The organism is Streptomyces sp. HP-A2021, from assembly GCF_022807935.1.
GTDB lineage: Bacteria > Actinomycetota > Actinomycetes > Streptomycetales > Streptomycetaceae > Streptomyces > Streptomyces afghaniensis.
On the sequence record NZ_CP094344.1, the window covers coordinates 1340506 to 1365656 of the forward strand.

At 67.8% G+C, this 25151-nt stretch carries 14 protein-coding genes; 4 read left to right on the forward strand and 10 right to left on the reverse strand.

The window, feature by feature from the left end:
- Nucleotides 1-32 precede the first annotated feature (32 nt).
- From panD to brxD, 9 genes are all read right to left on the reverse strand, one after another.
- Nucleotides 33-452: an aspartate 1-decarboxylase gene (gene panD, locus MQE23_RS06255; RefSeq protein WP_037666997.1), complete on the reverse strand. Its 420-nt coding sequence runs from the start codon at nt 450-452 to the stop codon at nt 33-35.
- 270 nt (nt 453-722) lie between these two features.
- A complete protein-coding gene (locus MQE23_RS06260; RefSeq protein WP_243378495.1) occupies nt 723-2483 on the reverse strand; it encodes an Hsp70 family protein in 1761 nt (586 codons plus the stop codon).
- On the reverse strand, nt 2480-3313 hold the full coding sequence (locus MQE23_RS06265) for a hypothetical protein (RefSeq protein WP_243378496.1): 834 nt from the start codon (nt 3311-3313) through the stop codon (nt 2480-2482). The genes MQE23_RS06260 and MQE23_RS06265 overlap by 4 nt, the downstream gene beginning before the upstream one ends.
- Nucleotides 3310-5058 (reverse strand): hypothetical protein, encoded by a 1749-nt coding sequence (locus MQE23_RS06270; protein ID WP_243378497.1) that lies wholly within the window; start codon nt 5056-5058, stop codon nt 3310-3312. The genes MQE23_RS06265 and MQE23_RS06270 overlap by 4 nt, the downstream gene beginning before the upstream one ends.
- A complete protein-coding gene (locus MQE23_RS06275; protein ID WP_243378498.1) occupies nt 5058-10523 on the reverse strand; it encodes a DEAD/DEAH box helicase in 5466 nt (1821 codons plus the stop codon). Before MQE23_RS06275 ends, MQE23_RS06270 begins: the two co-directional genes overlap by 1 nt.
- A complete protein-coding gene (locus MQE23_RS06280) occupies nt 10520-11500 on the reverse strand; it encodes a hypothetical protein (protein WP_243378499.1) in 981 nt (326 codons plus the stop codon). The genes MQE23_RS06275 and MQE23_RS06280 overlap by 4 nt, the downstream gene beginning before the upstream one ends.
- Complete coding sequence (locus tag MQE23_RS06285) at nt 11497-13533, reverse strand: hypothetical protein (protein ID WP_243378500.1); 2037 nt, start codon at nt 13531-13533, stop codon at nt 11497-11499. Before MQE23_RS06285 ends, MQE23_RS06280 begins: the two co-directional genes overlap by 4 nt.
- A 443-nt stretch (nt 13534-13976) precedes the next feature.
- A complete protein-coding gene (locus tag MQE23_RS06290) occupies nt 13977-16190 on the reverse strand; it encodes a DEAD/DEAH box helicase (RefSeq protein WP_243378501.1) in 2214 nt (737 codons plus the stop codon).
- The gene (gene brxD / locus MQE23_RS06295) at nt 16190-17539 is read right to left on the reverse strand and encodes a BREX system ATP-binding protein BrxD (RefSeq protein WP_243378502.1); all 1350 of its coding nucleotides are present in this window, start codon (nt 17537-17539) and stop codon (nt 16190-16192) included. Before brxD ends, MQE23_RS06290 begins: the two co-directional genes overlap by 1 nt.
- A gap of 464 nt (nt 17540-18003) precedes the next feature.
- On the opposite strand from brxD, the gene MQE23_RS06300 reads away from it, so the two are divergent.
- Nucleotides 18004-20121: an RNA-directed DNA polymerase gene (locus tag MQE23_RS06300; protein ID WP_243378503.1), complete on the forward strand. Its 2118-nt coding sequence runs from the start codon at nt 18004-18006 to the stop codon at nt 20119-20121.
- A 151-nt stretch (nt 20122-20272) separates the two neighbouring features.
- Here the strand turns inward: MQE23_RS06300 and MQE23_RS06305 are convergent, their stop codons facing one another.
- Entirely contained in the window at nt 20273-21244 is a 972-nt protein-coding gene (locus tag MQE23_RS06305) for an EcsC family protein (RefSeq protein ID WP_243378504.1), read from the reverse strand.
- A 612-nt stretch (nt 21245-21856) separates the two neighbouring features.
- On the opposite strand from MQE23_RS06305, the gene MQE23_RS06310 reads away from it, so the two are divergent.
- The 3 genes from MQE23_RS06310 to MQE23_RS06320 all read left to right on the forward strand — a co-directional run bounded on the left by MQE23_RS06310 (nt 21857) and on the right by MQE23_RS06320 (nt 25151).
- A complete protein-coding gene (locus MQE23_RS06310; RefSeq protein WP_243378505.1) occupies nt 21857-22072 on the forward strand; it encodes a hypothetical protein in 216 nt (71 codons plus the stop codon).
- Between the two features lie 221 nt (nt 22073-22293).
- Nucleotides 22294-24111 (forward strand): DUF262 domain-containing protein, encoded by a 1818-nt coding sequence (locus MQE23_RS06315; protein WP_243378506.1) that lies wholly within the window; start codon nt 22294-22296, stop codon nt 24109-24111.
- Nucleotides 24108-25151, forward strand: coding sequence for a CBS domain-containing protein (locus MQE23_RS06320; protein ID WP_243378507.1), 1044 nt, complete (start codon nt 24108-24110; stop codon nt 25149-25151). Before MQE23_RS06315 ends, MQE23_RS06320 begins: the two co-directional genes overlap by 4 nt.

The window sequence follows — 25151 nt, forward strand, 5'->3', positions numbered from 1 at the left end:
ACGCTCCTGTCCCCTGTACTTCTGTACGTCGTTCAGGCCCGGACGGCCTGCGGGCTGCGCTGCTGGTCCGAGCCCGGTACCGGCTCGGACGGGTCGGCGCCGAAGCCCACGATCCTGTTGTCGCGGTCCACGTGCACGACCCGCGGGGCGAGTGCCCGGGCCTCGGCGTCCGTCACCTGGGCGTAGCTGATGATGATCACCAGATCGCCGGGGTGGACGAGGTGGGCGGCGGCCCCGTTGATCCCGACGACGCCGGACCCGCGCTCGCCCTCGATGACGTAGGTCTCCAGCCGGGCGCCGTTGGTGATGTCCACGATGTGCACGAGCTCGCCGGGCAGCAGGTCGGCGGCGTCGAGCAGGTCGGCGTCGATGGTCACCGATCCCACGTAGTGCAGGTCGGCCTGGGTGACGGTGGCGCGGTGGATCTTGGACTTGAACATGGTACGAAGCATGGTCAAACTCCCGGTTCGTCTGCTCCCTGCCTGCCTTTGCAGGTCAAGGGCGGTCTCCGGAGACTACAAGGAATCGCATGTTCGGTCAGCTGCCCACAAGTGTCTCAGGACTCACACTGACCCTTCGCTGACTTTCCCGATGACCAATCATGCCGAGATCAAACTGACCCATGCCCTCGGTTCCGAACACAAGAAGGGTCGCAAGGCAAACGCCTGCTTGCCATGCAGTCGCGCTCACGACTGGCGGCGGATGGTTGGGCATAAACACCCCTAAAGTCCCCGCGTCACCACTCCCTGTGGCTCGCCATTGACCGTTACCGCGGGGTCGGCCTCCACCACGCGCACGGACATGTCGATCGGTGCGGGTCGAGTGTTGGCGGTCTCGGCTGCGGAGAGGTGTCGGACATTGGAGGAGCCGTCGGCAAAGGGCCGGATCGTATGGGCCAGGAGACGGGTTAGTTCCCCCTCGAGACCTTGCTGCAGCGGGGTGCCATCGGGGCCAAAGGAGTCAATCTCGCGCTCAGCGAGCACTACGCCGGTGGCCACGTGGGTGGCGGTGAAGTGCAGAATGCCGCTCTCGTTGTAGCGGAACTTAACCTCGATCTTGTTCCGCTGGACGTCCTGCTCCCGCTTAGGGAGCTGCACCTCGATGTTGGCCAGCGGATAGGCCCTGTCGCTGTCGGCCGAGTAGCCAACCTCGCCCTCGATCACCGGGACGCGCACATAGGACGCTCCCGGCTTGCTGGGGTGGAAGGTTTTCGTGCCCTCCGCGGGGAGCGTGGCGTTGCGATAAATGATCGCCTGAAACCCCCTCTGCTCACCTGCAGTCACAGCCGTGCCCAGGTCGTAGCTGGTCACCAGAGAGAAGTCGCTGTCGTCTCCGAGTTCCCCGTCGAGAGAGGCCGCGTAGATGGCCGCACCCCGGGCAACGGCCGTCATGGGCCGACATAGGCCGCCGTCGACGATGCGGTCGTGGCCGAGCAGCTCGCCCAGGGCGTGACGCACTTGGGGGATCTGCGAGGTTCCACCGATCATCAGAACCGAGTCGATGTCGTCCGGGGTGATGGCCACGTCTTCCAGCGCCTGCTGGACCGGCTCCAGGGCACGGATGATGAGCGGGGTAATCGCCTCGGTGTACTCGGCCGCTGTGATCCTGACCTCGCGCTTCGAGATCGAAGGGACGAGCCCGACCGGGAGGTCGAAGAAGAGCGCGCCATCCATCGGCACCGAGGACAGGGCGATCTTCGTCAGCTCGACCGAACGGCGCCACCGGCGTCGCTCGGCCTTGGTGAGGCGGTCTGCGGTCAAGCCGATCTTCTGCTGGATCAGCTTGGCCAGCGCATTGTCGAACTCCAGGCCGCCGAGGGCGGTGATGCCGCGGGAGGTCTGCTCTTCGAAAAGGCCGTCTTCGTATTCGAGGACTGTGACGTCGATGGTTCCACCGCCCCAGTCGAAGACGAGGAAACGGCCGGGGATCGGGACGTCGTGGGCGTACGAGATCGCTGCTGCCGTTGGCTCGTTGAGCAGGGCCCGGACCTTCAAACCACCGAGCGCTGCCGCGGCGCGGGTGCGGTAGCGGGCGCCGCCCGTCGCGTTGGCGGGGACGGTGACGACCGCGTCGGAGAGGTCGAGCAGCTGGGCGGAGACGCCTTCCTTCATGCGGCTGAAGAGAGAGGCGGCCGCGACCGTGCTGTGGAACTTCTCCGAGCCGACCCAGACGTGGTGCTCCTCGAGCTGGGCCGCGACCTCGAGGCCGTCGATATCGCCGTCCTTCTCGGCGCTGGAGCGCGTGCCGAGCATGCGCTTGACGGCGTCGAGCGGCTCGCTGGTGCCGGTCTTCGCCTCCCAGCCGAAGCAAAGTGTGCGTTGCAGGTCTCGGACGGACAGCACGGAGGGGAAGAGCTGCTCGAACTCCGACATCTGCCACTGGGCGGGCACGTTGTCGCCGTCGACCGGCAAAACTTCGGTGGTGTGCCCGTTCCAGTGAGCGACCACGGAGTTGCTGGTGCCGAAGTCAATACCGAAACTCATCGCGTTCCCCTCCGCGTCATTCCGATCCGCCGGCTGACCGCAGCGCGCAGCGTCTGCCTGTAGGTCAGCGCCGGAGCCGTGCTCTCTGTGCTTGCCGCAGCACCGGGATGGTCTGCTTGCTCTGCGCCGGGATCGCTGATCCCCAGCGCAGGAATCTGTTGCCCGGCAACAGCCCTCAGCCAGCCGCGTTCAACGAGCTTCCCTGACTCCTTGTCGACGTAGGCCGGCACCATGAGCTCGAACGTGACCGGGCCTTGCTGCATCACGCCGGACTGATCCTCCACGACATTGAACAGCGACAGGTCGCCCGTGTCGCCGACGATCTGCAGACCTGCCTTCGCCACCTCGTGATCTATGCGGGTCAGCACCACCTTCAAGGTCTTCGCGTCCAACGCCTGCCGGTGCAGGACGACCAGCTGTGCCAGGTGCATCTGGCGCGTGCGGATGCTCTCCAGCACGCCCCTGCGTACCGCTTCAGTGAACTGGGGAAGCACTCGGCGCATCAGTTCGGCCCGGAAGGTAGAGACCAGATCGACCTCGGTCTCTTTGCCGGCCAGAGCGGCGCCCAGCTCCTCCGTCGCCTCCTGCAGCTCCTTCTCCACCACGGGCAGGAGCATCTCGTTGACCGACTTCAGGATCGCGGCCGCGTCCAAGGTTCTCGGAGCAAACTCGGGAATGCCGCTGTCAGCACGCCTCCAAGGCTTCTTCTTCGCAGCCCTGGTCTCGCCGAGGCTCCGTACGCTCCCATCCGTCGATTCATGTTCCTGGTTCTGCTGGGCGTCGCCACGGGGACCAGAACCACTGTCGCCTTCACCGGCTCGGTTGCTCACGATGTGCTGCTCTCTGGGTCTTCAGGGGCTGCGGTGTCTTCAGCAGCCGGGGAAAGGCGTTCTGCCGCCTTGATGATTATTTCTCGGGCAGCCTCGGTGCGAGACCACTCGCGGTCGCTGTCCGTGGGCGGCTTGGTGAGTCTCTGTAGGGGCTCGGGCGGGAGCTCCAGCCGGTAGCTTGTGCCGGTGGATGCTTCCCAGCGGTGCGGGGCGAGCGGTACCACGAACCGGGGCAGTTCCTGCTGCTCCCGCTCGGCCTTCTCGATCATGTCCTTGGCCCGGTTGATCTGGACGCGGCCACCGTCGTCGAGTTCCTTCCTCAGGACTCGCCAGGCCTTCTTCCAGTCGTCCGCCCCGTCGGGTACGTCGAACACAAGGTACGGGTTGAGCGGCTGGTCGCGGTCCCTGAGCGGCCGGTCCTCCAGGAAGCTCCGGTTCGTCCGCAGCGCAGCCACGGTGGCTCCGCCCAGCTGTTCCTTCACCGGGGGACGGCCTTCGGCGTCCTGCCCCAAGAGCTTGAGAGACTCCGTCATCTCTTGGCCGGCGCGCAGATAGGCCTGGATGTTCTGGGCCTCCCAGCGCACCGGCTGTGACTGGTGCCGGAGCCTCGAAGCCACAGTGAGCGCCGTCTTCCTCCGCTGCTCCGCAGTGACGTCGTCCCCACGGAGGAGGGCACGGTGCATCTGCCGCACGGCCCTGATCAGGAGCCGTACGCCGATCCAGCCGTTGAACTTCCTGCTGCTCACGCTGCGCACCTGGGGGTTGATCCGCTCCAGGAGGACCCACAGCCGCTCGTCGCCGATGAGGTCGTCCGGGACCTCCCCGGTCCGCTGCACCTCGCGCAGGGCGTCGAGGAGCTTCTGCGTCGGTGGCAGGAGGTCGGTCCACTCCTCGGCAATGACGCGGGCGTCGTTGGCCTGCAGTCTCACCAGCAGTTGCCAGTCCTGCGGCCAGTGACGGCCAGGTTCCGCTTCCGGGCCGGCCTCCCGGCGCTCTCGCTCCAGGGGCCAGGCCAGCAGGTCCATCTCTTCATCGGTGAGGGATGCCGGGTCCAGGCGGGCACGGAAGTAGGCCGCCCGGGGGGTGCCATCGTGATCGGGGACCGCACCGATCCACTCCTCGTCGATGTAGTCGTCGAGGAGCGGCCGAGGAAGCTTCGCCAGGAGAGCCTTCTGCCGCGGGGCAGGCAGGTTGGTCTCCGTCAGGCGGCGGTCGTCCTGATAGATCTGCCACATACTGCCCGGCTCCCCAGGGAGCGGCAGTGGCTTGTCCTCCAGCAGGGCGCGGGCCCGGTCGTCGAGCTGGCCGTTGAAGACGTCCAGTCCGTGGTCCTGGGCCATGACGAGCAGTGAGACGCCTTCGACCGGGCCGTCCTTCCGGGACGCTGTATCGACCGCGGCCCAGGCCAGTTTCTGTGCGGAGAGCCTTCCTGTCTCCGCCTTCAGTGCGTCAGGCAGCATGAGTTCGGCGAAGGAGCGGGCACGCTCCCAGGCCTCTTGGTCGGCGAATCCTTCGGGAACCGGCTGGGGCACGACCGGTTCGGGCTGCTTCTGCGGCCGAACAACCGGGGCAGGACTGCTTCCAGTTGCCGGGGCTTCCCTAGTGGTGACGGCCTCGACGGGAGCGGTCCGGCCCTTGGTGCGAGCCTGACGGAGGGCGAGGCGGCGGGCGATCTCGCGCTGCCGCAACTCTTCCAGGCGGGGCTGCTCGTCCTGGCCTGCTCCCAGCGGGATTCCCGGCGTCATCAGAAGTCCTCCGCGAAGCTGCGCACCTGCTCGATCACCGCGGCAGGAGTGCGGTCTAAGCCGTGAGAGTCGGCGAAGGCCATCCTGGTGGCGAAGCCACGGGAGCGGACCTCGTCACGCAGGGCCTGGAGGCGTTCGTTCGGGCACTCCTCGTTGACGGACTCCAACGGATGCTTGACGGCGACTGCGACTGGCTCGCCAGTGAAGTCCGAGGTGAAGAGCGCCACCGGTCCGGCTGCTGTCTCCGCCAGGCGGACCGAAGTCTCCTCGTCCGCCCAGCCCTTCAGCAGAACCGCATGCTCATCAGGGTCGATCTGCAGTTTCCGGCCCCGCAGGGCGTCGGTCAGGTCGCGGGCGAGCCGCCAATCGTACAGCGGGTGCAGGCGCATGTTGGAGTAGTCGCGCAAGCAGGCGTAGCAGGAGCTGCGGCAGTTCTGCGCATGGTGGTCGGCCTCCAGGTCGTGCACGTACTGGTCGACCGCCTGGAGGAACTCCTCGATATGTTCTTCCGAGCCGAGGTAGGTGCTGAAGCCTGCGCCGTTGTCGAGAGTGTCCGCCAGATACGCCATGACGGGAGCGGCCACCGGGGCGTCCGAGCCGTGGATGCCGCTGAGGAGTTCCTCCGGCTGCACGTCCAGGTGCGGAGCGGCGGCACGGCGCAGGAGGGCCGCCAGCGAGTACCAGGCGGCACGCCGGCCGTGGTACGGCTCGGGGAAGCCGTCGGTCTGCTGAGACTTCGAGATGTCGAAGCGGAGACCCCGGCTCGTGTCGAAGGCGCCCTTGGCCCCGATGAACAGCATGTCGGTGTGCTGGGTGGCGCCGAGGGCAATCTCCAGGTCGGCTTCCACCCGGGGGCTATCCACGGCTTTGTACCCGCCCCAGGCCCCGTGGTTCTTGACGAACCGGAAGAGCTTGCCGGCGTTGGTGTTGACGATGTAGCGGTCGCCGCTGCCGGTGTGGACGACCATCCAGTCGTCGGCGGCGCGGTGGATGCGCGGGGCGGTCTTCTCCAGGTCGGTGGCAGTCCGTGCGCTGGTGGCGTTGGAGCCGACTTCTCGGTAGCCGTCGTAGTCGCGTGCTTCGGGGGCGGCCCGGAAGCCTGCAGGCTCCCGGAAGGGGACGGCTTTGTAGTACTTGCTCTCCGCACCGCAGGCGGGGCAAGTTCCGGCGCTTCCGGTCTCCGGGTCGACAACGGCCTGCGGGTCCACATGGGAGCAGATCCTGCACATGGCGACCAGCTGTTCCGGGCCGAAGGGATCCTCGGCGGCCTGAACGCCGCGGCCGCTTGGGACGAGGGACACCACGCCCATGGAACGGAGCAGACGGCCGTCCTGCGGACTCTCGCTGCCCGGCGCGAACTTGCTGAGAGCGACGGCCAGATCGCGGCTGACGGAGTCGGCCGGCGGCCAGGGGAAGGTCTTCTGCGGAATGCTCCGATAGAGGAGGCGGGAGCGGGTCGGGAACCCGAACATGGGCAGGAGGCCGGCCTCCGCCAGACGCTGGCTGAAGTCGGAGTGGCCAACGGTTCGGGCTGCCACCTCGTCGACCTGGTCGAGGAGTTCGTCAATGGCGGCCACCGGGTCGATGGCGGAAATGCTCTCCGGCGTCCCGGCCTGGAGGGCGGTGGCAGCGGCCCTGATGCGGCCCGGGTGCTCGGCGATCCAGCGGCGGACGGAACTACGGTGCATCGGCCAATCGGCGGCGAGGCCGAACTGTCCGTGGACGTTCGTCGTCATGTCCGCCCCCTTCCTGGGTTCGTCCGGCTGCAGGGGCTCGAAGGCCTGGCGCAGGACTTCTCCCAGCAGGACCCGCCGGAAGACGGAGACCATGCCGAGGACTAGGTAGGGCGGCGGGGTCGGGTCGTTGGTGATGGCTTCCGGGCGGGCGAAGTAGTGCTCGTCGTGGCTGCGGCCACGGCAGACGGTGAGTGCCACGGCGACCGGGCTGTTGCGTCGGCCTGCGCGGCCCACCCGCTGCTGGTAGTTGAAACGGGTGGGCGGCATGTTGGCCATGATCACGGTGTTGAGGGGGCCGATGTCGACACCGGCCTCCATGGTCGTGGTCACGGAGAGCAGTTCCAAGCTGTCCGCCTGCGGCACGTCGTTGTCGCCTAGGAAGACATCCTGGAAGAGGCTCTGCCGGCGCTGGGCCTCCAGCCGGTCCGTCTGGCCGGTCAGCTCCGCGGTGCGCAGGGGGAAGTCGCCGGTGCTGTGGGCCGCCTTCCAGGCGTAGTAGTCGCCTTCAAGGACGCCGCTGTACTGCTGGGGTATGGCAGGCAGCGGGGTCAGACACTTGGTGCACAACCCCGCACCCGGGTGCAGGTGCGGACGGTGGCAGGAGAGACACGTCCAGGCTTTGTTCTCGCCGGGGCGGAGCGCCACCTTCTCCGGCTTGATCACGTAGTCGACGACGGCGTCCTTCCAGACGCCCAACACCCGGTCCGTGATCGTCTTCAGATCGGTTCCCTGGCCTTCGGCGACCTGCTTCCAGAAACGCTTCAGGGGCGCGGGAGGTCCCTGAAGAGAACCGCGCATCCTGGTAAAGCGCCGCATCAGGCCGAGGATCCGCAGGCTGGCCCGCGCCACGGTCTGATCGCTGTCCGGGCCGATCTGTATCGGTGACCGGTCGTCGCGCAGGCAGAGCCAGCCAAGACCGAGTGATTCGAAGTCTCGGCCTCCGCTGGAAAAGAGGCTGCCCACGGTCTCGAGGCGGAGACGAGAACGGAGACGGTCGAGCAGTTCCTCCTGGGTCTGGGTATCCACCACCGCTTCGCGGTCCCGTTCCCAGTTGTAGAGCGTGGTCCAAGGCTGTCCGGCTGAGGTCTGCTGGAGCGAGGCCGCGGGCCCCGCGGGGTTGGTGCCGTACTTCAGCAGCATGCCTTCGAGGTCGGAGGCGAGGTCGTCCAGCGACGGCAGTTCGGAGAACTTCCGCTCCAGGTCAGGCAGAAGCTCCGGTTCCGCATCGAGGTCATCGGTGAGGAGCGCCTTCAGGCGCCCCCAGTCGGCCGGGTTGCGGCCCCGCAGCCGTCGCATGGCGGCACGGACGCCGTCACGTTCAACCGGTTCCCCCGCGTAATGGGCCTTCACCAGCTGAAGGTCTCCGAACGGATCTCCCTGGCTCTCGACGGCCTGAGCACTAAGCAGACGGAGAAGGTCCTGGTAGTGGCGGAGGGCAAGACCGCTGGCGAGCTCGGAGGCGTCATCGCGGCTGTCGGAGAAGGCGATCGCTTTGCGCTGGCCGTCAGGGAGGTGGCCGAGGGCTTCCGTCACCAGAACCTGGTTGATCTTGTAGAAACCCGTGCGCATCCGCCGGACCGGCGCGTTGCGCAATCGATCAGGGGATTCGAGCGGGATGAAACGGCCGTCCCGGTCACGTTTGATCTCCCAGTCGTCGCCGCAGGCCGGACAACGGGTGGGGAAGGCCTGCAACCGGGCCGGGTCGTAGGCCGGCTTCTTGCTCTCCTTGTCCAGGGGCACGGAGATGTGGAACGACCATCCTGTGTGGTGGACGTCCCGGTTCTCCAGGCGGCCGGTCGCGGGCTGGTAGGCGCTGCGTCGGAACCCGAACTCGACCTGCGGTCCCCCGTCGGACAGGCCCGCGTGCCAGCTGGGGTCGTCAAGGCCGAGGCCCTTGGTACGCGGCCAGTACACGACGTAGTTCGCCGCGGTGGGCACCCCACTGGCCTCGTCTGGAAGCAGGTCCAGGTCCGGGAAGTCGGTGTGTAGGGCACCGGTGAACTTGCGCTTGTGGGTGTCCTTGGGACTGGCGTAGCCGCCGAGCATGAGATCACCACATGCCTGGCAGGAGAGAAGCTCCAGTACACGGGCGCCGCAGGTGCAGCGGGAGGTGGGCTCGGCGAAGAGCCGGCCGACCCGGCGTTCGGAGCCGTGCTCCACGGGGATGTCGGGGCACTGCGGGTCGGAGCAGGCCCAGACGCCCTCGATGTTCCGGAAGAAGAAGTGGGCGCGGAGCTGGGGAAGTTCGGGATCCTGGGCGGAGCCGAGTGTGCGCAGGACCCCATGGAGGGCGTCCTGGCGCTGCTCCTCGGGGACGGCCGGGAAGAGGTTCTTCGCCAGTTCGGGGGCGGGCAGGGCGCGGGGTTTGCCACCGGGGGTGAGCGCGCGCTGGAGCGCCGGACCGAGGCCGGTCTCCCGGGCCAGAGCGACGGCATCGTGCCGGGAGATGGGGGCCTTCGCGGCTCTGACGAGGCGTTCGGTGTGGACGGCCAAGTCGCCCTCGCTGTGATTCTCCTTCGCCCTGCCGGGGATGATCACTCGCCGAGAGCCGGGCAGGGCGAAGAACCCATCGAGGAATTCGTCGTCCCGTCCGGCCTCCAGGGAGGCGGAGGCGGCGAACACACGGAACTTTTCAGGGCTCTTGTCGAGGCCGAGACGGTGGCGCAGGTTGCGCAGTAGGTAGGCCACCTCGGTGCCGGCCGTGCCGCGGTACATGTGGAGCTCGTCGAGAATCAGGGTGAAGCAGGCGCCTGGCGTCTCCTCCAGCCACTTCCGGGTGGCGCTGAAGATGTGCTTCTCCTGCTTGCGGAGCAGCATGATGTTCAGCATCGAGTAGTTGGTGACCATGATGTCCGGCGGAGCAGCCTGCATGTCCCAGCGGGCGTGCATCTCCGCCCCGCCGAGGCGCGGGATGAAGGCTCGCACCTCCTTGCCGAGTTTCTCGTCGGCCTTACGCTGCCGTTCCTGGACCTCCCGCAGGTACTGCCGGAGACGGGAGTTCGCAGGTCTGGAATCGCGGCTGCCGGAGACGGGGGTGGCTCCGGTGTAGCGGCCGAAGTAGTAGCGGTGTCCGTTGCGCTTCCGGTCCAGCCACTCATGCGCCTCGCTGCTGTCCAGCGATTTCCGGAGTCGGACCACCTGGTCGTCGGCGAGGGCGTTGGTGGGGTAGAGGATCAGCACGCGCATAGCGGCAGGGTGGCCGTGCTCACCCTGCCGGCTGGGCACGTAGTCACCGTCGCCCTGCCACCATTCCCGCTGCGCCACACGCGTGCCCTGCCAGTGGACGGACTCAGCGACCAGGTCGGCCAGGACCGGCAGCAGGAAGGACTCCGTCTTGCCGGAGCCTGTACCGGCGGTGACCACGAGGTCCTTGCCCTCGCAGGCGGTGACCAGGGCATCGTGCTGGTGCTGGTAGAGGCTGGTCACGCCGTCGGGGAGCGCGAACCGGGCGAACTCGGCCGCGTCGGGGTGCGCCCCTGCCTCGGCAAAGGAGTCCGCGATGCTGATGCCCCGGGAGGCGTACTGCGGGCGCAGCTCGATCAGCGGGTCGCGCCAGGCCCCGTTGTCCCGGTCCAGCAGGGTGCGCCGCTCCGCCATCACGGAACGGTCGTCGACGCCGAACGGGGTGTCGTAGTAGCGGAAGAGCGCGCTGCGCAGATCGCCGAAGGTGCCCATGACATCCTGGACATCGGTGTTCGTCACCGCCGCTGTCTGCTGTTCGGTGCTCACTTGGCCCTCCCGCCGGTGGACCTCACCGGTCGCGGCATGATCTCCAGATTCTGCTGCAGCGAGACGGCGATCGCCTCAGCCAGCCCCCTCGGCACGTTGTCGTACGTGCGGGTGTGCACCTGCTTGCCCACCGAGGGCGGGAAGCCGCTGCACAGGACGGCGGCGCGCTCGTGCAGGGCGGGCAGGGGCGCGTGCCGGTCGACGAAGAGCCGGCCGATGCCGACTCGGCCCTTGCCGGCTTCCGGCCTCCATCGCGTCGCGCCGGTGCGGTGACGGGCGAGCTCGAGGTAGATGCCCGTCTCGCGTTCCACCGCGTAGAAGACGCCGTTGCGGCGGACACGGGTCAGGCGTGCGTAGTCGGCTCCGCGCCAGCGGTACAGGCCGTCCTCGTTGTCCGTCTCCACTGGGACGAACCGCTGGAGGCGCAGCTCGTACTTCTCCAGCGTGTTAGCGGTGCTCCCGCCGGGCGGCGCGGACTCGGGCCCTGGAGTCGCCTGCGGAAACAGGTCCATCAACTGCAGGGCTACACAGGGTACATAGCGGGCCCCAAGCAGGTCGGCGGCTTCCTGAAGGGCCCGCAGGTCCTCATACTGGAACAGGAGGGTGTCGGGCAGCGGCGCCTCACCGGCCTCAAGCCGATGGGGGACAGTGATCAGCTCCATCCACTCCTGCGCCGCCTCGTCGACGCGCGCGCTGATCCGCGCGGTGCGTGCGCCGGTCAGCAGCGCCAGGCCGTCTGCGTGAGGCAGCCGGGTCAGTACCGGCGGCGCCACCGACCAGCGGTCGGCGCGCAGGTCCACGTCGATGAAGCCGAGGGCCGCGACCTTGCGCATCCAGTCCCAGTCGGCGTACTCCTTCAGCTCCAGGCCCCATGCCTGGGCTTGGCTGCGGACGCCGTCACGCAGTGCGGACGCCTTGCCGCTGCGGCTCTCGCTCAGCCACCGCAGGAGGATCTCGCCGAACTCGTTACTGCTCATCGTTCCAGCTCCTTCGCGGCCTGCACGTACTCGACCCACGAGGGCTCGGTGGACGCCTGCTGGGCGTTGAGGACGGCGCGAGCCCATGCCCGCGGGTTGGCGGCAGTCTTCGGCTTCGGCGTTCCGGGGTTCACCGGGCGGCCCTTCCAGCGTCCGCTCCGGCGCTCCAGGAGCCAGCCGCCGATGCCGTGGAAGTCGGCCTCGAAGCGGAGCGGGGCGGGGGTGTCGGGGAGGCGCTCCGTCCACCAGTCCGGCTGCTCCGGGGCCTCCAGCGTCCACAGCCGTCCGTCGGCTGCCGCGAACAGCACCTCGTCCGCGTCCCGCCGGCACAGCTCCATGACGGCTGCAGTGTTCTGGAGTGTGGCACCCGTGCAGTCGGCTCCGGTGATGCCGGTCGGCAGGGTCTGCTCGGCGAGGAGGGAGGGCGACTCCGACGCCGTGCCGTCCGCGACCGTGAAGCCGCAGACCTTGGTCATCTTCGGCTCGACGACGGCCTGGTCCGCCGTCGCAAAGTCGATCTCCACGCCTGCGTAGTTCACCGTGTGGCGGCCCGGCTCCAGCCGGAGCACGGCCAGGGGAACGGGACGACCAGCGGCGATCGCCTTCTTGAGCTCGGGCCGCTCCTTCCCGTCGACCAGCAGCGTGCCGTCAATGGCGTCTGGCAGGACCACATGGGGCTCACCACCCCGCAGATAGAGGTGAGGGTCGAGCGAGGGCGCGAGCTTCAGCCCGCCCTCGAGGCGGAGCTTGAACTGCGCCGGGGGCTGCAGGAGGCTGATCGCGCCCTGGACCTCCTGCAGCGCCCGGCGCAGGGTGACGGCGTCGTCGAAGTTGACGGGGCGGTGCATGGACCAGCCCTGCGGCACCCATGTCAGCCTGCTGGTGTCGCTGTTCCTACCCGTCGTCGCGGCCTTGTCCAGCAGCCGCTGCACGTCCCGCTGCGCCGTCGGGGAGGCGAGCACCACGTGTGTCTCTCCCGGGCGGAAACCGTCGGTGCTGGCCCAGACGCCGAGCACGTCGTCCCGTACGAGCACCAGGACGGAGGAGGAAGGGCGGCTGAGCACCAGATTGTCCCCGTCGCGACGGATACCCCTGACGAGGGTGTCCGCGCTCGGGACGGGCAGGCCCGTCACCTCGTAGTAGGCGGTGTCGCCAAGCTGCTCGAGCACGACGCCGCCCTTGAGCTCGATGCGGTCCTTCTGCTCCGCGGACCGCAGGCGCGCCACCCAACCGAGACGGCCGGCGTCCAGCCGCACTAGAAGCTCCGCGCGGGTGACACCGGTGGGCACCAGCTCGTCCGAACCATCCCAGGAAGCGGCGTAGTTGCCGATCAGGCTGGCGAGGAAGGGGCGGAACTCCTCCTCCTGCAGGGCGTTGCGGAAACCCTTGGAGAAGTGCCGCTCCATGCCTTGGATCTCGATCTGGGCCAGCAGTGTCTTCCCCGGGAGCGGCCAAGTCGTGCCGTGCTCCCTCAACGACCGGAAGAAGTTCGGCATGAAGGACCGGTCCGCGCCGCTGAGCAGCGCCTGGGACTGGGCGAACCCGATCATACTGCGGTTCGAGGGCAGGTCGGCGGGTGCGGGAATGGTGCAGAGACCCCGCGCGCCTCGCTGGCTGAGCTGCCAGGAGGCCAGCACCTGCCACATGCGGGAGATGGGCTCGTAATGCTGGCTGCCCAGCTGCTTCGCGTCGCCGGTCAGCAGTTCGGAGAAGCGGGCGTGGTAAGCGGTGGCCCGGTGGTTCTGGTCGTTCATCATCCGGGACGCGGCCATCACCGAGCAGGCCAGCAGCGGCAGGAAGGCGGGCACGCCGTTCTTGTCCTGTTGCCGCTTGCGCCAGCGGTAGTCCTCCAGCGCGCTGTACGGTTCCGCGGTCCCCAGCCGAAGGAACTTGCCCACGCACGGGACGAGGGGTTCGTCTATGCCGTAACCGCGCCTGAGTTCCTGCTCCACGTCGTCGTCGACGTAGAACAGCGTCGGGTGGCCGGCGTGCTGCCGACCGAAGAACTCTTCGGCCAGCGCTTCCTGCCACACCTCATAAGAATGATCCACTCTGTCCCCAAAAGAGAGGTTCCGATGCCCTGTTCGTAAAGTCCCCCTGGGCATGGAACGATTCCGCGTCACCCTAGAGCCCGCCACTGACAACGGGCCGCCATCGAACGCCCCCTCGGGCGCAGCTCCCGTCTGCCGCGCAGCCCTCGACCGTCACCGGTCGGCGCAACTTACGGCGCGCAACACCCAACGACGTACCCAGTCCTTCCCCCACCACATTCATAAGCGACCCATCGCAGAGCCTGCACAGCCAGCCGGAAGGACTCACCAGAACCTTTTACCGAAGGTGGCGCCCGCAATAATCGCAGCATTCACCACAGTTGCACAAAACCCTCATCGCCCCGCAACCAAAGCTACTTGTGCCGGAGATGTGATCGAGATATAGGGGCGACCATCCGAACTCCCGTCCGGACGACTCTCGGCTCTCAGCCGGAACAGCTTCGGCCGACAAGACGCACAGGCTCCGACAACACCGCGCGAGCGCTCTCGAAGTCGGCCAGACGGGCCGCGACCGTGGCGACGGCGAGGCGTTCCGGGAGGGCGGCAGAGAACTTGAGGCCTCGTACGGCACGCTGGTCAACGTCGGGTAGGACCAGGCTCTCGCCGACACTCTCGCGAGCCGCACGCCAGTCGGCCGGGGTGAGGTCTTCGCGCAGGCGCAGCCAGCAGTCGGTGGGGCGTTGCAAGGGGTCCGTGACCGACTGGACGGTGGCCCCGAGGGTGGCGTTGGCGCGGTAGCCGGCCCAGGTCCACCAGCGCACGTCGCTGCCGACGCGCGTGATCAGTGTGCCGTCTGGGTGCACGGTGTCGGGGGCGTCGCTCTCGCGCTGTTCGGCCAGGCACGCCTCGGCGCGACGGGTGAGCGACACGGGCGGGTCCGCACCGAGCAGCACCTCGCGCATGGCGCGGGTGAGTGCGTAGGACAGTCCAGCGATGCCGCCGTTCATCCACTTGGCGATACCGCCGCCGTCTGCGGGTTCGACGAAGACCCTTTTGCGCAGCCAGTCGATGTAGGTGACCTGCCAACTGCGTCCGCCGAGCAGCAGGCGTCGGGGCCCGGGTCGTTCCTCGGTGAGCACGCTCGGGTCGGTGCGGCCGATCTCCGTGCGTCCGGACAGCACGGTGAACTGGGGCGGCGCCGTGAAGGACGCGGTGAGTTCGATGAAGTGCCGCCTGCCGAAGCGACGTTCTGCCTCCGGCCCGACGAACAGCAGGCCGCTGTCGTCGTCGAGGAAGCCCTCTTCTGTGAGGTGGCGCAGGATGGGGGCGGCGGACCGGTCGAAGGGGGCGAGTCCGTTCCACTGTCGGTCCCACAAATGGTCGCCGAGCTTGTGCTGTTGGAGGGTGACGGCGAGGAGTTGCTGGGCGACGAGGTGGCGCGGCTCGGGCGGCGGGAGGACCGGTTCGACCCAGCCGCGCGACCACAGCAGCAACAGGCCGGCCGCCTGCAGCAGTGTGTCTTTGCGGGTGGTGAGGAACAGGCAGTTGCGTACGGTGCCGGAGCGTCGGCCGGTGCGGCCGATGCGCTGCAGGAACGAGGCGACGGAGGCCGGTGAGTCGATCTGGATGACGCGGTCCAGGTCGCCGACGTCGATGCCGAGTTCGAGGGTGGAGGTGGAGACGATGACGCAGTCGCGGGCTTCGGCGAAGGCCTGTTCGGAGCGGGTGCGTTCGTCGACGGAGAGGGAGGCGTGCGACAGGAAGACGGTCACCTCGCGGGCCCGGAGCGCAGCGCCCAGTTGTTCGACCTGGGCCCGCGAATCGCAGAAGACGAGCCGTTTCTCTCCCCTGTGCAGGGCCGCGATGAGTTTGGCGGCGTTGTCCAGGGAGCCCACGTAGTCGAGCTCCACCTCCCCCGCGGGCTTGGGGAGTTGGCTGGCCGGGGCAGTGCCGTCGTGTCCGGCTGCGCCGGGAGCGGGCGGCAGTTGCACTCCGGGGGCGACGACCTGCCCGGTACGGCTTCCGGCGCCCGCGCCCTGCAACCAGTGCAGCAACTGCTCGGGGTTGCCGACGGTCGCCGAGAGTCCGATCCGCTGGATGGGGCGGCCGGTGACCCGCTCCAGTCGTTCGAGCACGGCCAGCAGGTGCCAGCCCCGGTCGTCGCCTGCGAAGGCGTGCACCTCGTCGACGACGACGGCCCGTACGCCGCCCAGCAACCGGGCGTGATCGGTCTTGACGCCGATCAGCATCGCCTCGAGCGACTCGGGCGTGGTGAGGAGGATGTCCGGCGCCTCGGTGCGGATGCGCTGCCGCTGGGACTCCTTCGTGTCGCCGTGCCAGAGCGCGGCGCGCCGCCCCAGCCACTGGGCGTACGCGTCGACGCGGCCGACGAGATTGTTGAGGAGCGCCTTGAGCGGGCACAGGTACAGGACCGAGGTGCCGGTCCACTTCTGCTCGGTCATGGCCGACAGCAGGGGGAAGCAGGCCGCCTCGGTCTTGCCGCCGGCCGTGGGCGCGAGCAGTACGGCGTCCTCGCCGCCCATGAGCGGCGTGATCGCCGCCCGCTGAAGGGGACGCAGGTCGGGCCAGCCGAGGGTGTTGACGATGTGGTGCAGGACGACGGGGTCGAGCCGGTCCAGTACGTCGGCCGAGCCGTCGCCGTTCGCGGTGTCGCCGACCAGGTCGCCGTCCTCCGACATCACAGCTCCAGGTCGAAGTCGTCGGCTGATGCGGGACCACCGGAGACGGAGGCGGCCAGGTTCCTCTCGACGTCGGTGAGTTCGCTGCTCGCGACCGTCAGCCGGTAGTGCTGCCGGGGATCGAAGTCGTCGAACTGGTCCACCCGGTCCAGGACGTCACCGACGAGCTTCTTCAGGAACAGCCGGGGTGCCACCCCGACCTTCCCGCCCAGTGCTCCGCCGACGGCCCGCGCGAGGTCGGCGACGTAGGCCTCATCGACGACCGTCTTCACGCGCTCGGGCGCCTCAGCGGCGTCCGAGTACAGGTCGCGGATGGTGCTGCCGAGGCCGACCAGGGACTCCTGGCTGAAGCCGGGCAGCCGGATCTGCACGGCGCGGGGGTTGTCGAAGCGCGGATCGGTGGTGAAGTCGGTGGCGAGCCGCTGAGCAAGCGGAGCGAGGCGCTGAACGCCCTGCTGACCGTCGTAGAAGGCCGGCGTGCCGGTGATCACCAGGTACAGGCCGGGGAAGCGCCCCGAGTGGACCTCGTCGATGAGCTGCCGCAGCGCGTTGAGCGCCTTGTCGCGGGCGTCCGACCGGACCCGCTGCAGGGTCTCCACCTCGTCGAGGACGACGAAGAGGCCGGTGTGCCCGGAGTCGCGGAGCACGGTGAGCAGGCCCTGCAGGAAGCCGAGCGCGCCGAAGTGGTCGAGGTCGCCGCGCACACCCGCGGACCGGCGTGCGGCGGCGGCCACGTGCGGCTGGCCGCCCAGCCAGGCGAGCACGGCTGCGGCAGTGGCCTCGTCTCCCTCGGCGAGTGCCGTCCGGTAGCCGCGCAGCGCGGTGGCGAAGGACGGCGCGTGCCGGGACACCTCGGCGAGCCGGGCGACGAGGAGCTTCTCCACCTCTTCTGGCAGTTCGTCCTCGGTCGCGCCGGCGGCTAGGGCGTCCTCCTCCAGCGCGTAGAACCAGGCGTCCACGACCGGCCGCAGCGCGCTGGGCGGGAAGCTCGGCGTGGTGAGCCGTTCGGTGAGCCGCCGGTAGACGGTCTCCAGCTTGTGCAGCGGGGTTTCGTTCTCCGAGATCTGGATCTCGGCCACGGCGAAGTTGCGCCGCTTGGCCCGCTCCCCCAGCCACCGGGTGAAGAACGTCTTGCCGGACCCGTACTCACCGCGCACCGCCTTGAACACGGACCCGCCGGACGCGACGACGTCCAGTTCCACGTCCAGAGCCGCCTCAAAACGGTCGAGTCCGGTGGCGAGCAGGTCGAGCCCGCTCTCGGGCACGGCCCCGCGGCGCAGGGCGTCGATGACGGTACGGCGGCGGGCGGCGCTGACCTGGGCGGGGCGCCTCGATCCGGTGGTGCTCACGGGGACCAGTGTTCCATCTCTCTGCGCACCAGGGCCTAAGCAAGAGAGCACGACGTCCGGTTTGTACGCATATGAGCTCGAGGGCGTCACCGTACACGCCCCCACCCTCACCGTTCGGGACGATCACGTGCAGGTCGACGCCGCAGCCGTGTCGTGCTGCCAAAGCAGTGTGAGAAGCAGCGTAGTTCGGTGTGTCATCAGGCGACCTGCCTGTGAGTTCGACTTGTGGGGAGGCTACGATCCGGCTCAACGCAGTCGGCGGGTCTCAGGAACCCATCCCTTGCGATGGGCCCTCCGGTCTGGGGCACCTTGGTGCTGATCACACCTAGTGCTGGGGACCGGTCCCTGTGCTTGCACAGGGCGGCGGAGGGATACAGCGGACCGCCCGCCTGTCGGGCTTGGAAAAACCACACTCAAGGTGAGGCTCGCCGACTGCGTCTCACAGGCAGGGACGAGGCGGTTCGGTGACGACCACAGACGACTTCGCGGATCTCACCCCGGACCAGTTCCTTGAGGCGGTCGTCAGCGGCTCGATCTACGCCTACACCGAGCACCGAATACCCAAGCGTCGCGGCGGACTGCGGACCTTGCACGCCCCCGTCCCGCGGTTGGCCGAGATGCAGCAGGAAATCCTGGCCCGCCTGGAGACTCTTCCAGTCGGCTTTCAGCCACACCCGGCAGCGTTCGCCTATCGACGTGGCCGCTCGGTCGTGGACTGCGCTGCCGCCCATCTGCGAGCCCACACCGTGATCCGCCTGGACATCGCCGACTTCTTCGGGAGTATCCGGGAACGGCACGTCCACGCCGCTCTGAAGGACGCCTGGACTCACCCGGCGGAACGCGGATACCGGATCGATCTTGCGGAAAACGACCAGGGGCGCCGGGAAATCGTCCTGCGTCGTACCGGTCGCACCCTGGGCACGTACACCACGGCCCGGCTGGTCACCGTGTCACCGCCTGAGCCGAACCACACCTGGACGAACCGTGGCACCGGGCGTCGCACCGTGTGCCTGGAGGCGACCGGACAGGACTTTTCCGCCCGCCGGCCCGGCCTGGTCCACAAGCGCACCCGCGAGGGGTTCCTGCCGCAGGGCGCTCCCACGAGCGGGTACCTGTCGAATATCGTCATGCGTGACGTCGACGAGGTCGTCACCCACCAGGCCGAATCTTTAGGGTTGCGCTACACCCGCTACAGCGACGACATGTACTTCTCAAGCCGTGCGCTCCTTCACCACGACGACGTCGACCGTCTCGTGGCCGGAGTGAAGCAGGCCCTGGAACCGCTCGGCATGAGGCTCAACACGAAGAAGACCTATGTGGCTCGTCCTGGTGCGCGCCGCAGCGTGCTGGGCATCCTCGTCGACAGTCCTGCTCCTCGCCTGACGCGCGAGTACAAGCGCCGCATCACCAAGCATGTGCGAGGGGCGGCGTCGTTCGGTATCGAGCAGCATCGCCGTCACCAGAAGTTCAAGGATCTGGCCGAGCTGGACGCCCATGTGACCGGGCTGCTGTCGTTCGCGCACATGGTCGAGCCCGGCTGGGCCGATATACAACTCGCGGACTGGAAGCGGCTGCGCGAGATTCCCCTCGACCACGAAGAGCCGGTGATCGTGCAGCACGGGCTCGATCTGCCCTGGGACGAGGAGGTCGAGGTCTCCCAGGCAGACCTGGCCAAGGCCTCGATCGACGACCTCGTCCGCGGCGCCCAGCGCTATCGCTCGTCCTCGGACTACCTGCAGATGCTTGAGTTCGTCGGCCGGTTCAAGCGGTATGCACCGTTCAACGCCATGGTGGTCCACATACAGAAGCCGGGGGCACGCTACGTCCTACCTTCCTCGGAGTGGATGTCGAAGTACCGGCGGGTGCTCAAGCCCGGTGCCCAGCCCCTGCTGATCTTCCAGCCCCGTGGGCCCTACATGCTCGTGTACGACGTCGGGGACACCGAAGCCCTGCCCGGGGCCCGGCCCCTGCCCAAGGGGATCACCGCCCCGGTATCGGTGTCCTCTCGAGCCGGCGAGAAGGAAGTCGCCGAGGTCTGGCACCACACCGAGACGAACCTCGCCCCCCTGGGGATCCGGCTCACCCTGGTCGACCACGGGGCCTCCTCCTGCGGACGCACGTACCGCAGCAGGTCCGGCAGTTCTGTCGAGCGTCCCGGCAGCAGGCCTGGAGACCGACCGGAGACTTACCCGACGTTGTTCGAGATCGAGGTCAACCGGAATTTGCCTCTGCTGGACCGGTACGCCACGCTCGCCCACGAGCTCGGCCATCTGTTGTGCGGACACCTCGGCGCAGGCCCTGGGGAAACCTGGCCCGACCGGTCCGTGCGGCCCCTCTCGGACGAGGATGCAGTGAAAGTCCACGCACGCAACGAGGTTGAGGCCGAGTCCATCGCCTACATGGTCCTCAAGCGTCTGGACCCGGATGTCCGGATGGGCGACTACATCACTGGACACCTTGGCCCCGACCAGCAGGTTCCCGAGACCGTCGCACTCAACGTCACGTTCAAGGCCGCCGGCCTGATCATCGAGATGGGCAAGAAGCGCATCCCTGCCGCCAAACTCCAGAAGCCCAAGAAGTGATCAGGGTCCTCGACCTGTACGACGACGTGGGAAGACGGACCGCTCAATGTCCTGATCCTCCGGGACGTCGAAGCACGACCTGGCGGGGCGCGGGGGCTCGCCCGCAAGTGGGAACCCGCAGAGCCAGCATTGTGGACCCGGCGGCCATTACTTACGGGGCGTCGGTCTGGGGGTCGTCGTCCCAGTCGGTCGCCAGTGCGGCCGGCAGCGGCAGCCCGTACTTGTCGCACAGGAAGCGGGTCTGGCAGTACCGCTGGGCGTCGGCGGCCACCCTGCCGAGGACCGCGGCATTCATGCCGGCACCGATGAGGACACCCACGAACGGCACGACCTTGGCGACGTTTTTGACTGGCACCCTGGAGCCGGCCGGGCCCAACTGCTGCATCAGCTTCTCAAGGGCGGCCAGGAGGCGGTGGTCCTGACGGAGCTTCTGTGACCACTTCAGGCGTCCTTTCACCGCATTCGCCGCCTGTGCGGTCTCACGCAACGGCTTGGCTTTGGCCGCCTGCGCCATGAAGGACCGCTGTACCAGGCGTTGGATGAATTCCTGCTCCTTGGGGTCCTTGGCGTCGTAGCCGTAGGAGTACGCGATGCGCGATGCGATCGACGTGCTCAGGACCTGGATGACGAGGATGTCCGCTGTCATCGCGACGGGGATGCCAGCGACGGGGACCATGGCCAGCAGGCCCATGGCACCACCTTCGAACGCGCCGGCGGTGCGCCACCTGAGGGTATTGCGGGACAGCAGCCGGTCGCAGACCTTGAGATCCTGCTGCCGTAGTTCGGTGAAACTGTCGAGATCGAAACCTTGCTTGCGGGCGAGCTTCTCGACGTTCTTCGGGTCGTTGAGCTCCATGGCCCAGTCGCTGACCAGCTCGAGCAGCGCTGCTGCGCCTGCGAGCGCCGGTCGCATGGCCTTGTCGGCGACCGCGTCGCTTGCGCGACGGATCGGTTCCGTGACCGCCTCCGGCACAGCGTCCGTAACCCGTCTCACGGCGTTTCCCGCGACCTCACCGGTGCGACCGAGGGCGGCGCTCGCCCAGTTCGGCAGACCACGGCGGTTGTTGCGGCGCTGCCAGTGCTCGTTGAGCGTGTCCCACACCTGCCCCTCGTACTCGCTCATCGGAGTTGCACCGTCGACGAGTGGGTCGGCGTATGTGCTCATTGAGGTTCTCCATTTTCGACTGTGATCGCCGGGTCCACGATGCCTGCCAGCCGACACGTGGGTGAAGCCGCAGTGTGGGGGTCGGTGTGCGAAGCGCGGGTGACTGAGATGCAAGATCTCCTTCAAGGAAGGCCGGTCACCACACACTGAATCGCATGATCTAGGAGCTCGGACGCATCGCGCAGTAAAACGGCCACATACGCCGGGAGTATGTCTACGCGGGCGACGAGGTAAAGCGGGATGTGCTGGCCGACGCTGCCCGCACCGGCAACTGGCCCCGTGCGGCTGAGTACCGCTCAGGCGGAGGTCGCAGTCGGACAACACACGGGTGGTTTTCGGCCATGCATCTTGGACTGTCCGCGCAGTAACACTGAGGGCGGCACAATGGCTCCGCAGACCGACACCGCGTTCCCGGGGGACTCATTGACTCGCTCTTCATGCGCGCACCCACCAGCTACCTGCTGGTTGCGGGCTCCTTAGAGCTCGTACGCGCATCGCTGGGAAGGACCACTCACCTCGGTGAGACGTGCCCTCTTCCCGCAAGCGAGCCAACATGTCAATGGAGGAACGGTGTCGACCCACTCGACCCATCAGGCGTGCCACCACCCGGCGCGTGACATCACCATCGTCACTCTCGTCTCCAGTGTGGTCTCTCTCGGCACTGCCGTCACGACGATGGCCTTCGGTGTCAGCCCGTTGGCGACTCTCACGAGCAGCGGCGGTGCGTTCATCGCCGTCCTGAGCGCGGGCATGAACGTGCTCAACCACGTGAAGCGCAACGCGTAGCGCCTTCAGGGGCGGCCTGCCGGAAAGCGGGCCGCCCCTCTCCGCAGCATTCGCCACCGGCAGCAGCGAGCCCGCTGCTGCTCTCCTCGAAGCCGTGAGCGCGAAACCTCAGCTGAACGGTGCTCGCGGTGATCTCGTTCTTCGGTGAACCGGTTGACGGTCACCGGAGAGCACTGCTGGAATCACTCTCCGTACGCGCGGCAGGGTGAGAAGAGAGAAACATGGCGGCACTGGACAATCTGAAGCTCAGGGACGTACTTGCGGATGTCGCCTCCGGGGCATTACAACTGCCCGACTTCCAGCGGAACTGGAAGTGGGACGACGATCGGATCAGGGCGATCATCGCGACGGTGACGCTGGACTACCCCCTCGGTGTGGTGATGACGCTGCAGACCGGCGGCGCCACCCGCTTCCGTTCTCGCACGCTCACCGGGGCTCGCCCCGAGGGCGATCCGAAGGCGGACCTCCTGCTGCTGGACGGACAGCAGCGCCTCACCTCCCTCTTCCAGGCGCTGTGGCTGGACGCCCCGGTGGAGACGTCGGACTCCCGCGGCAAGCCCATCGAGCGGTGGTACTACGTCGACATCGAGAAGGCCGTCGGACCGTCCGCCGACCGCGACGAGGCGATCCTGTCCGTCCCGGCGGACAAGGTCCTCCGCACCGACTTCAACCGCACCGTGGTCCTGGATCTGAGGACCGAGGAGGCCGAGTGCGCGGCGGGCCTCTTCCCGCTGCACCTCGTCTTCGACGCCCAGCGCGTCAACCAGTGGAAGAAGGGCTACATCAAGGCGGACGAGGAGCGGAACTGGGACCGCTGGGGCCAGTTCGACGACCTGGTCCTGCAGCAGGTCCGCGCCTTCCAAGTCCCGATGATCCGGCTGGCCGCCTCCACTTCCATGGACGCCGTCTGCGCGGTGTTCGAGCGGGTCAACACCGGCGGTGTGCCCCTGAACGTCTTCGAACTGCTCACCGCCACCTACGCCGGCGACCCCGAGTACGTGGAACGGACCGGCGACTACTACCAGCTTCCCGAAGTGTGGCGGGAGATCAAGCAGGCGCTGGCGTCGAAGTACCCGGTCTTCGGCCGGTTGGACAGCGGCCTGGAGAACGGCCTGAGCAGCATCGACTTTCTGCAGGCCATCGCCCTGGTACGCACCTGGGAGCGCAAGGAGGCAGGTGTTGGGGCCGCGGTGTCGTGCAAGCGGCGCGATCTGCTGGACCTCCCGCTGGCCGACTTCGTCCGCCTGGCGCCCGAACTGGCCGAGGCCTTCGCCTGGGTGGGCGATTTCCTGGAGCGGCAGTGCATCGTCCGGCACAACGACCTTCCGTACAGGACGCAGCTCGTCCCGCTCGCCGCCGTCCGCGCCATTCTCGGCGACGAAACGGAGGGCCTGAGCCCGGAGGAGAAGATCGAGCAGTGGTACTGGTGCGGGGTGCTGGGCGAGATGTACGGCGGCTCGACCGAGACGCGCTTCACCCGGGACGTCGAGCAGCTCGTCGACTGGGTCCGGCAGGAGGACCGCGCGCCCGACACGGTCGCGGACGCTTTCTTCTTCGCCGAGCGGCTCGACAGCCTGACCACCCGCAACAGCGCCGCCTACAAGGGAATCTACGCACTGCTGATCAAGCAGGGCGCGGTCGACTGGCACTACACGGACGCTCCGCTCAGTCCCGGGCGGCTCGACGAGTACAGCGTGGACGTCCGGCAGATCTTCCCCAAGGCCTGGTTCCGCCGTGGCAACAGCCAGGGTCTTCCGACGAACTCGATCGTGAACAAGACCCCGTTGTCCTACCGTGCCACGATGGACATGGTGGGAGCGCCCTCGTCCTACCTCTCCACCCTGGTCGCCGCCTCCGACATGCGCCCCGAGTGGTTCGACGACGTGGTGGCCACCCACCTGATCGATCCGGAGACGCTGCGCGAGAGCGACTACAAGCGCTTCTACACGAACCGCTCCCTGCATTTGCAGGACCTGGTGCAGTCCGCCATGGGCAAGCGCACCATGCTCCGTGACCTCGCGGAGGGCGACGCGCGATGACCACCAGGCCGAGCGAGAAGGACCTCGCAGCCCTCAAGGGCAGCACCGTGCCCGTGCAGGGAATTCTCGACCTGTTCCAGGTACGGGTCCGCGACCACCGCACGGTGCACCTGATCTCGCAGGCGCTGGCGGACTCCGGACTGACGACGCTGCCGGACTTCGCGGTCTGCGGACTGCGCAGCAGTGTCGACGTGGTCCCCATCGCCTCCGTCCCCTCGCAGGCCGGGCCCGTCGAGAGCGACGCCGGGGAGGAGGCGGACGAGGCACTCCCCTCACTTCCCCAGCGGCTGCTGCTCGGTGACATTCCGTCGGCCAAGCGGGGAGTGCGCGGCGTCACTCTTGGCAACTCCCTGGCACACGCCACCTTCTTGATGCGTACCGAGAGTTTCTCCCAGGTGCCGGTGACTACCGGCATGGCGCAGATCCACGGCGTGATCACCTGGGGTTCGGTGGCCAGGATGTACGAGGCGGGCAAGGCCGCCACGCTGGAGAACGCCATGGAGAAGGACTCCCTGCCGGTCGCGGACGCGCGCCAGGAGCTCTTCGCCGCCCTCCCGGTGGTCAAGGAGCACGGTTACCTGCTCGTGCGCGGCGACGACGGCTGCCTGTCAGGCATTGTCACCGCCGCGGACGTCACGGAGCGCTTCGAGGGGTCGGCGCGGCCCTTCTTCATCGTCGGGGAGATCGAGTCCCTGTTGCGCCGTTGTCTGGGCGCGGCCCTGGACGAAGAGTCCGTCAAGGCCGTCCAGACGAACAAGAAGCCCGAACACCGCACCGGCCAGGTGTCGGATTTGATGTTCGGCGACTACCTGAGGCTCCTGGACGGCGACCAGACGAAGCAGTCGCTGGCCGAGCGGGCCGATCTCAACTGGGAAGCCTTGAAGTGGCCGAACATGCCCCGTGAGCAGTTCATCGGCCGTCTGAAGCGGGTGAAGGACATCCGTAACCGGATCGCCCACTTCGACGAGAAGCCGCTCCCGGCGAAGATGATCGAGGAGCTGACCGCCTTCGCCGCGCTGCTGCGGGCGTTCGTCTCCTGA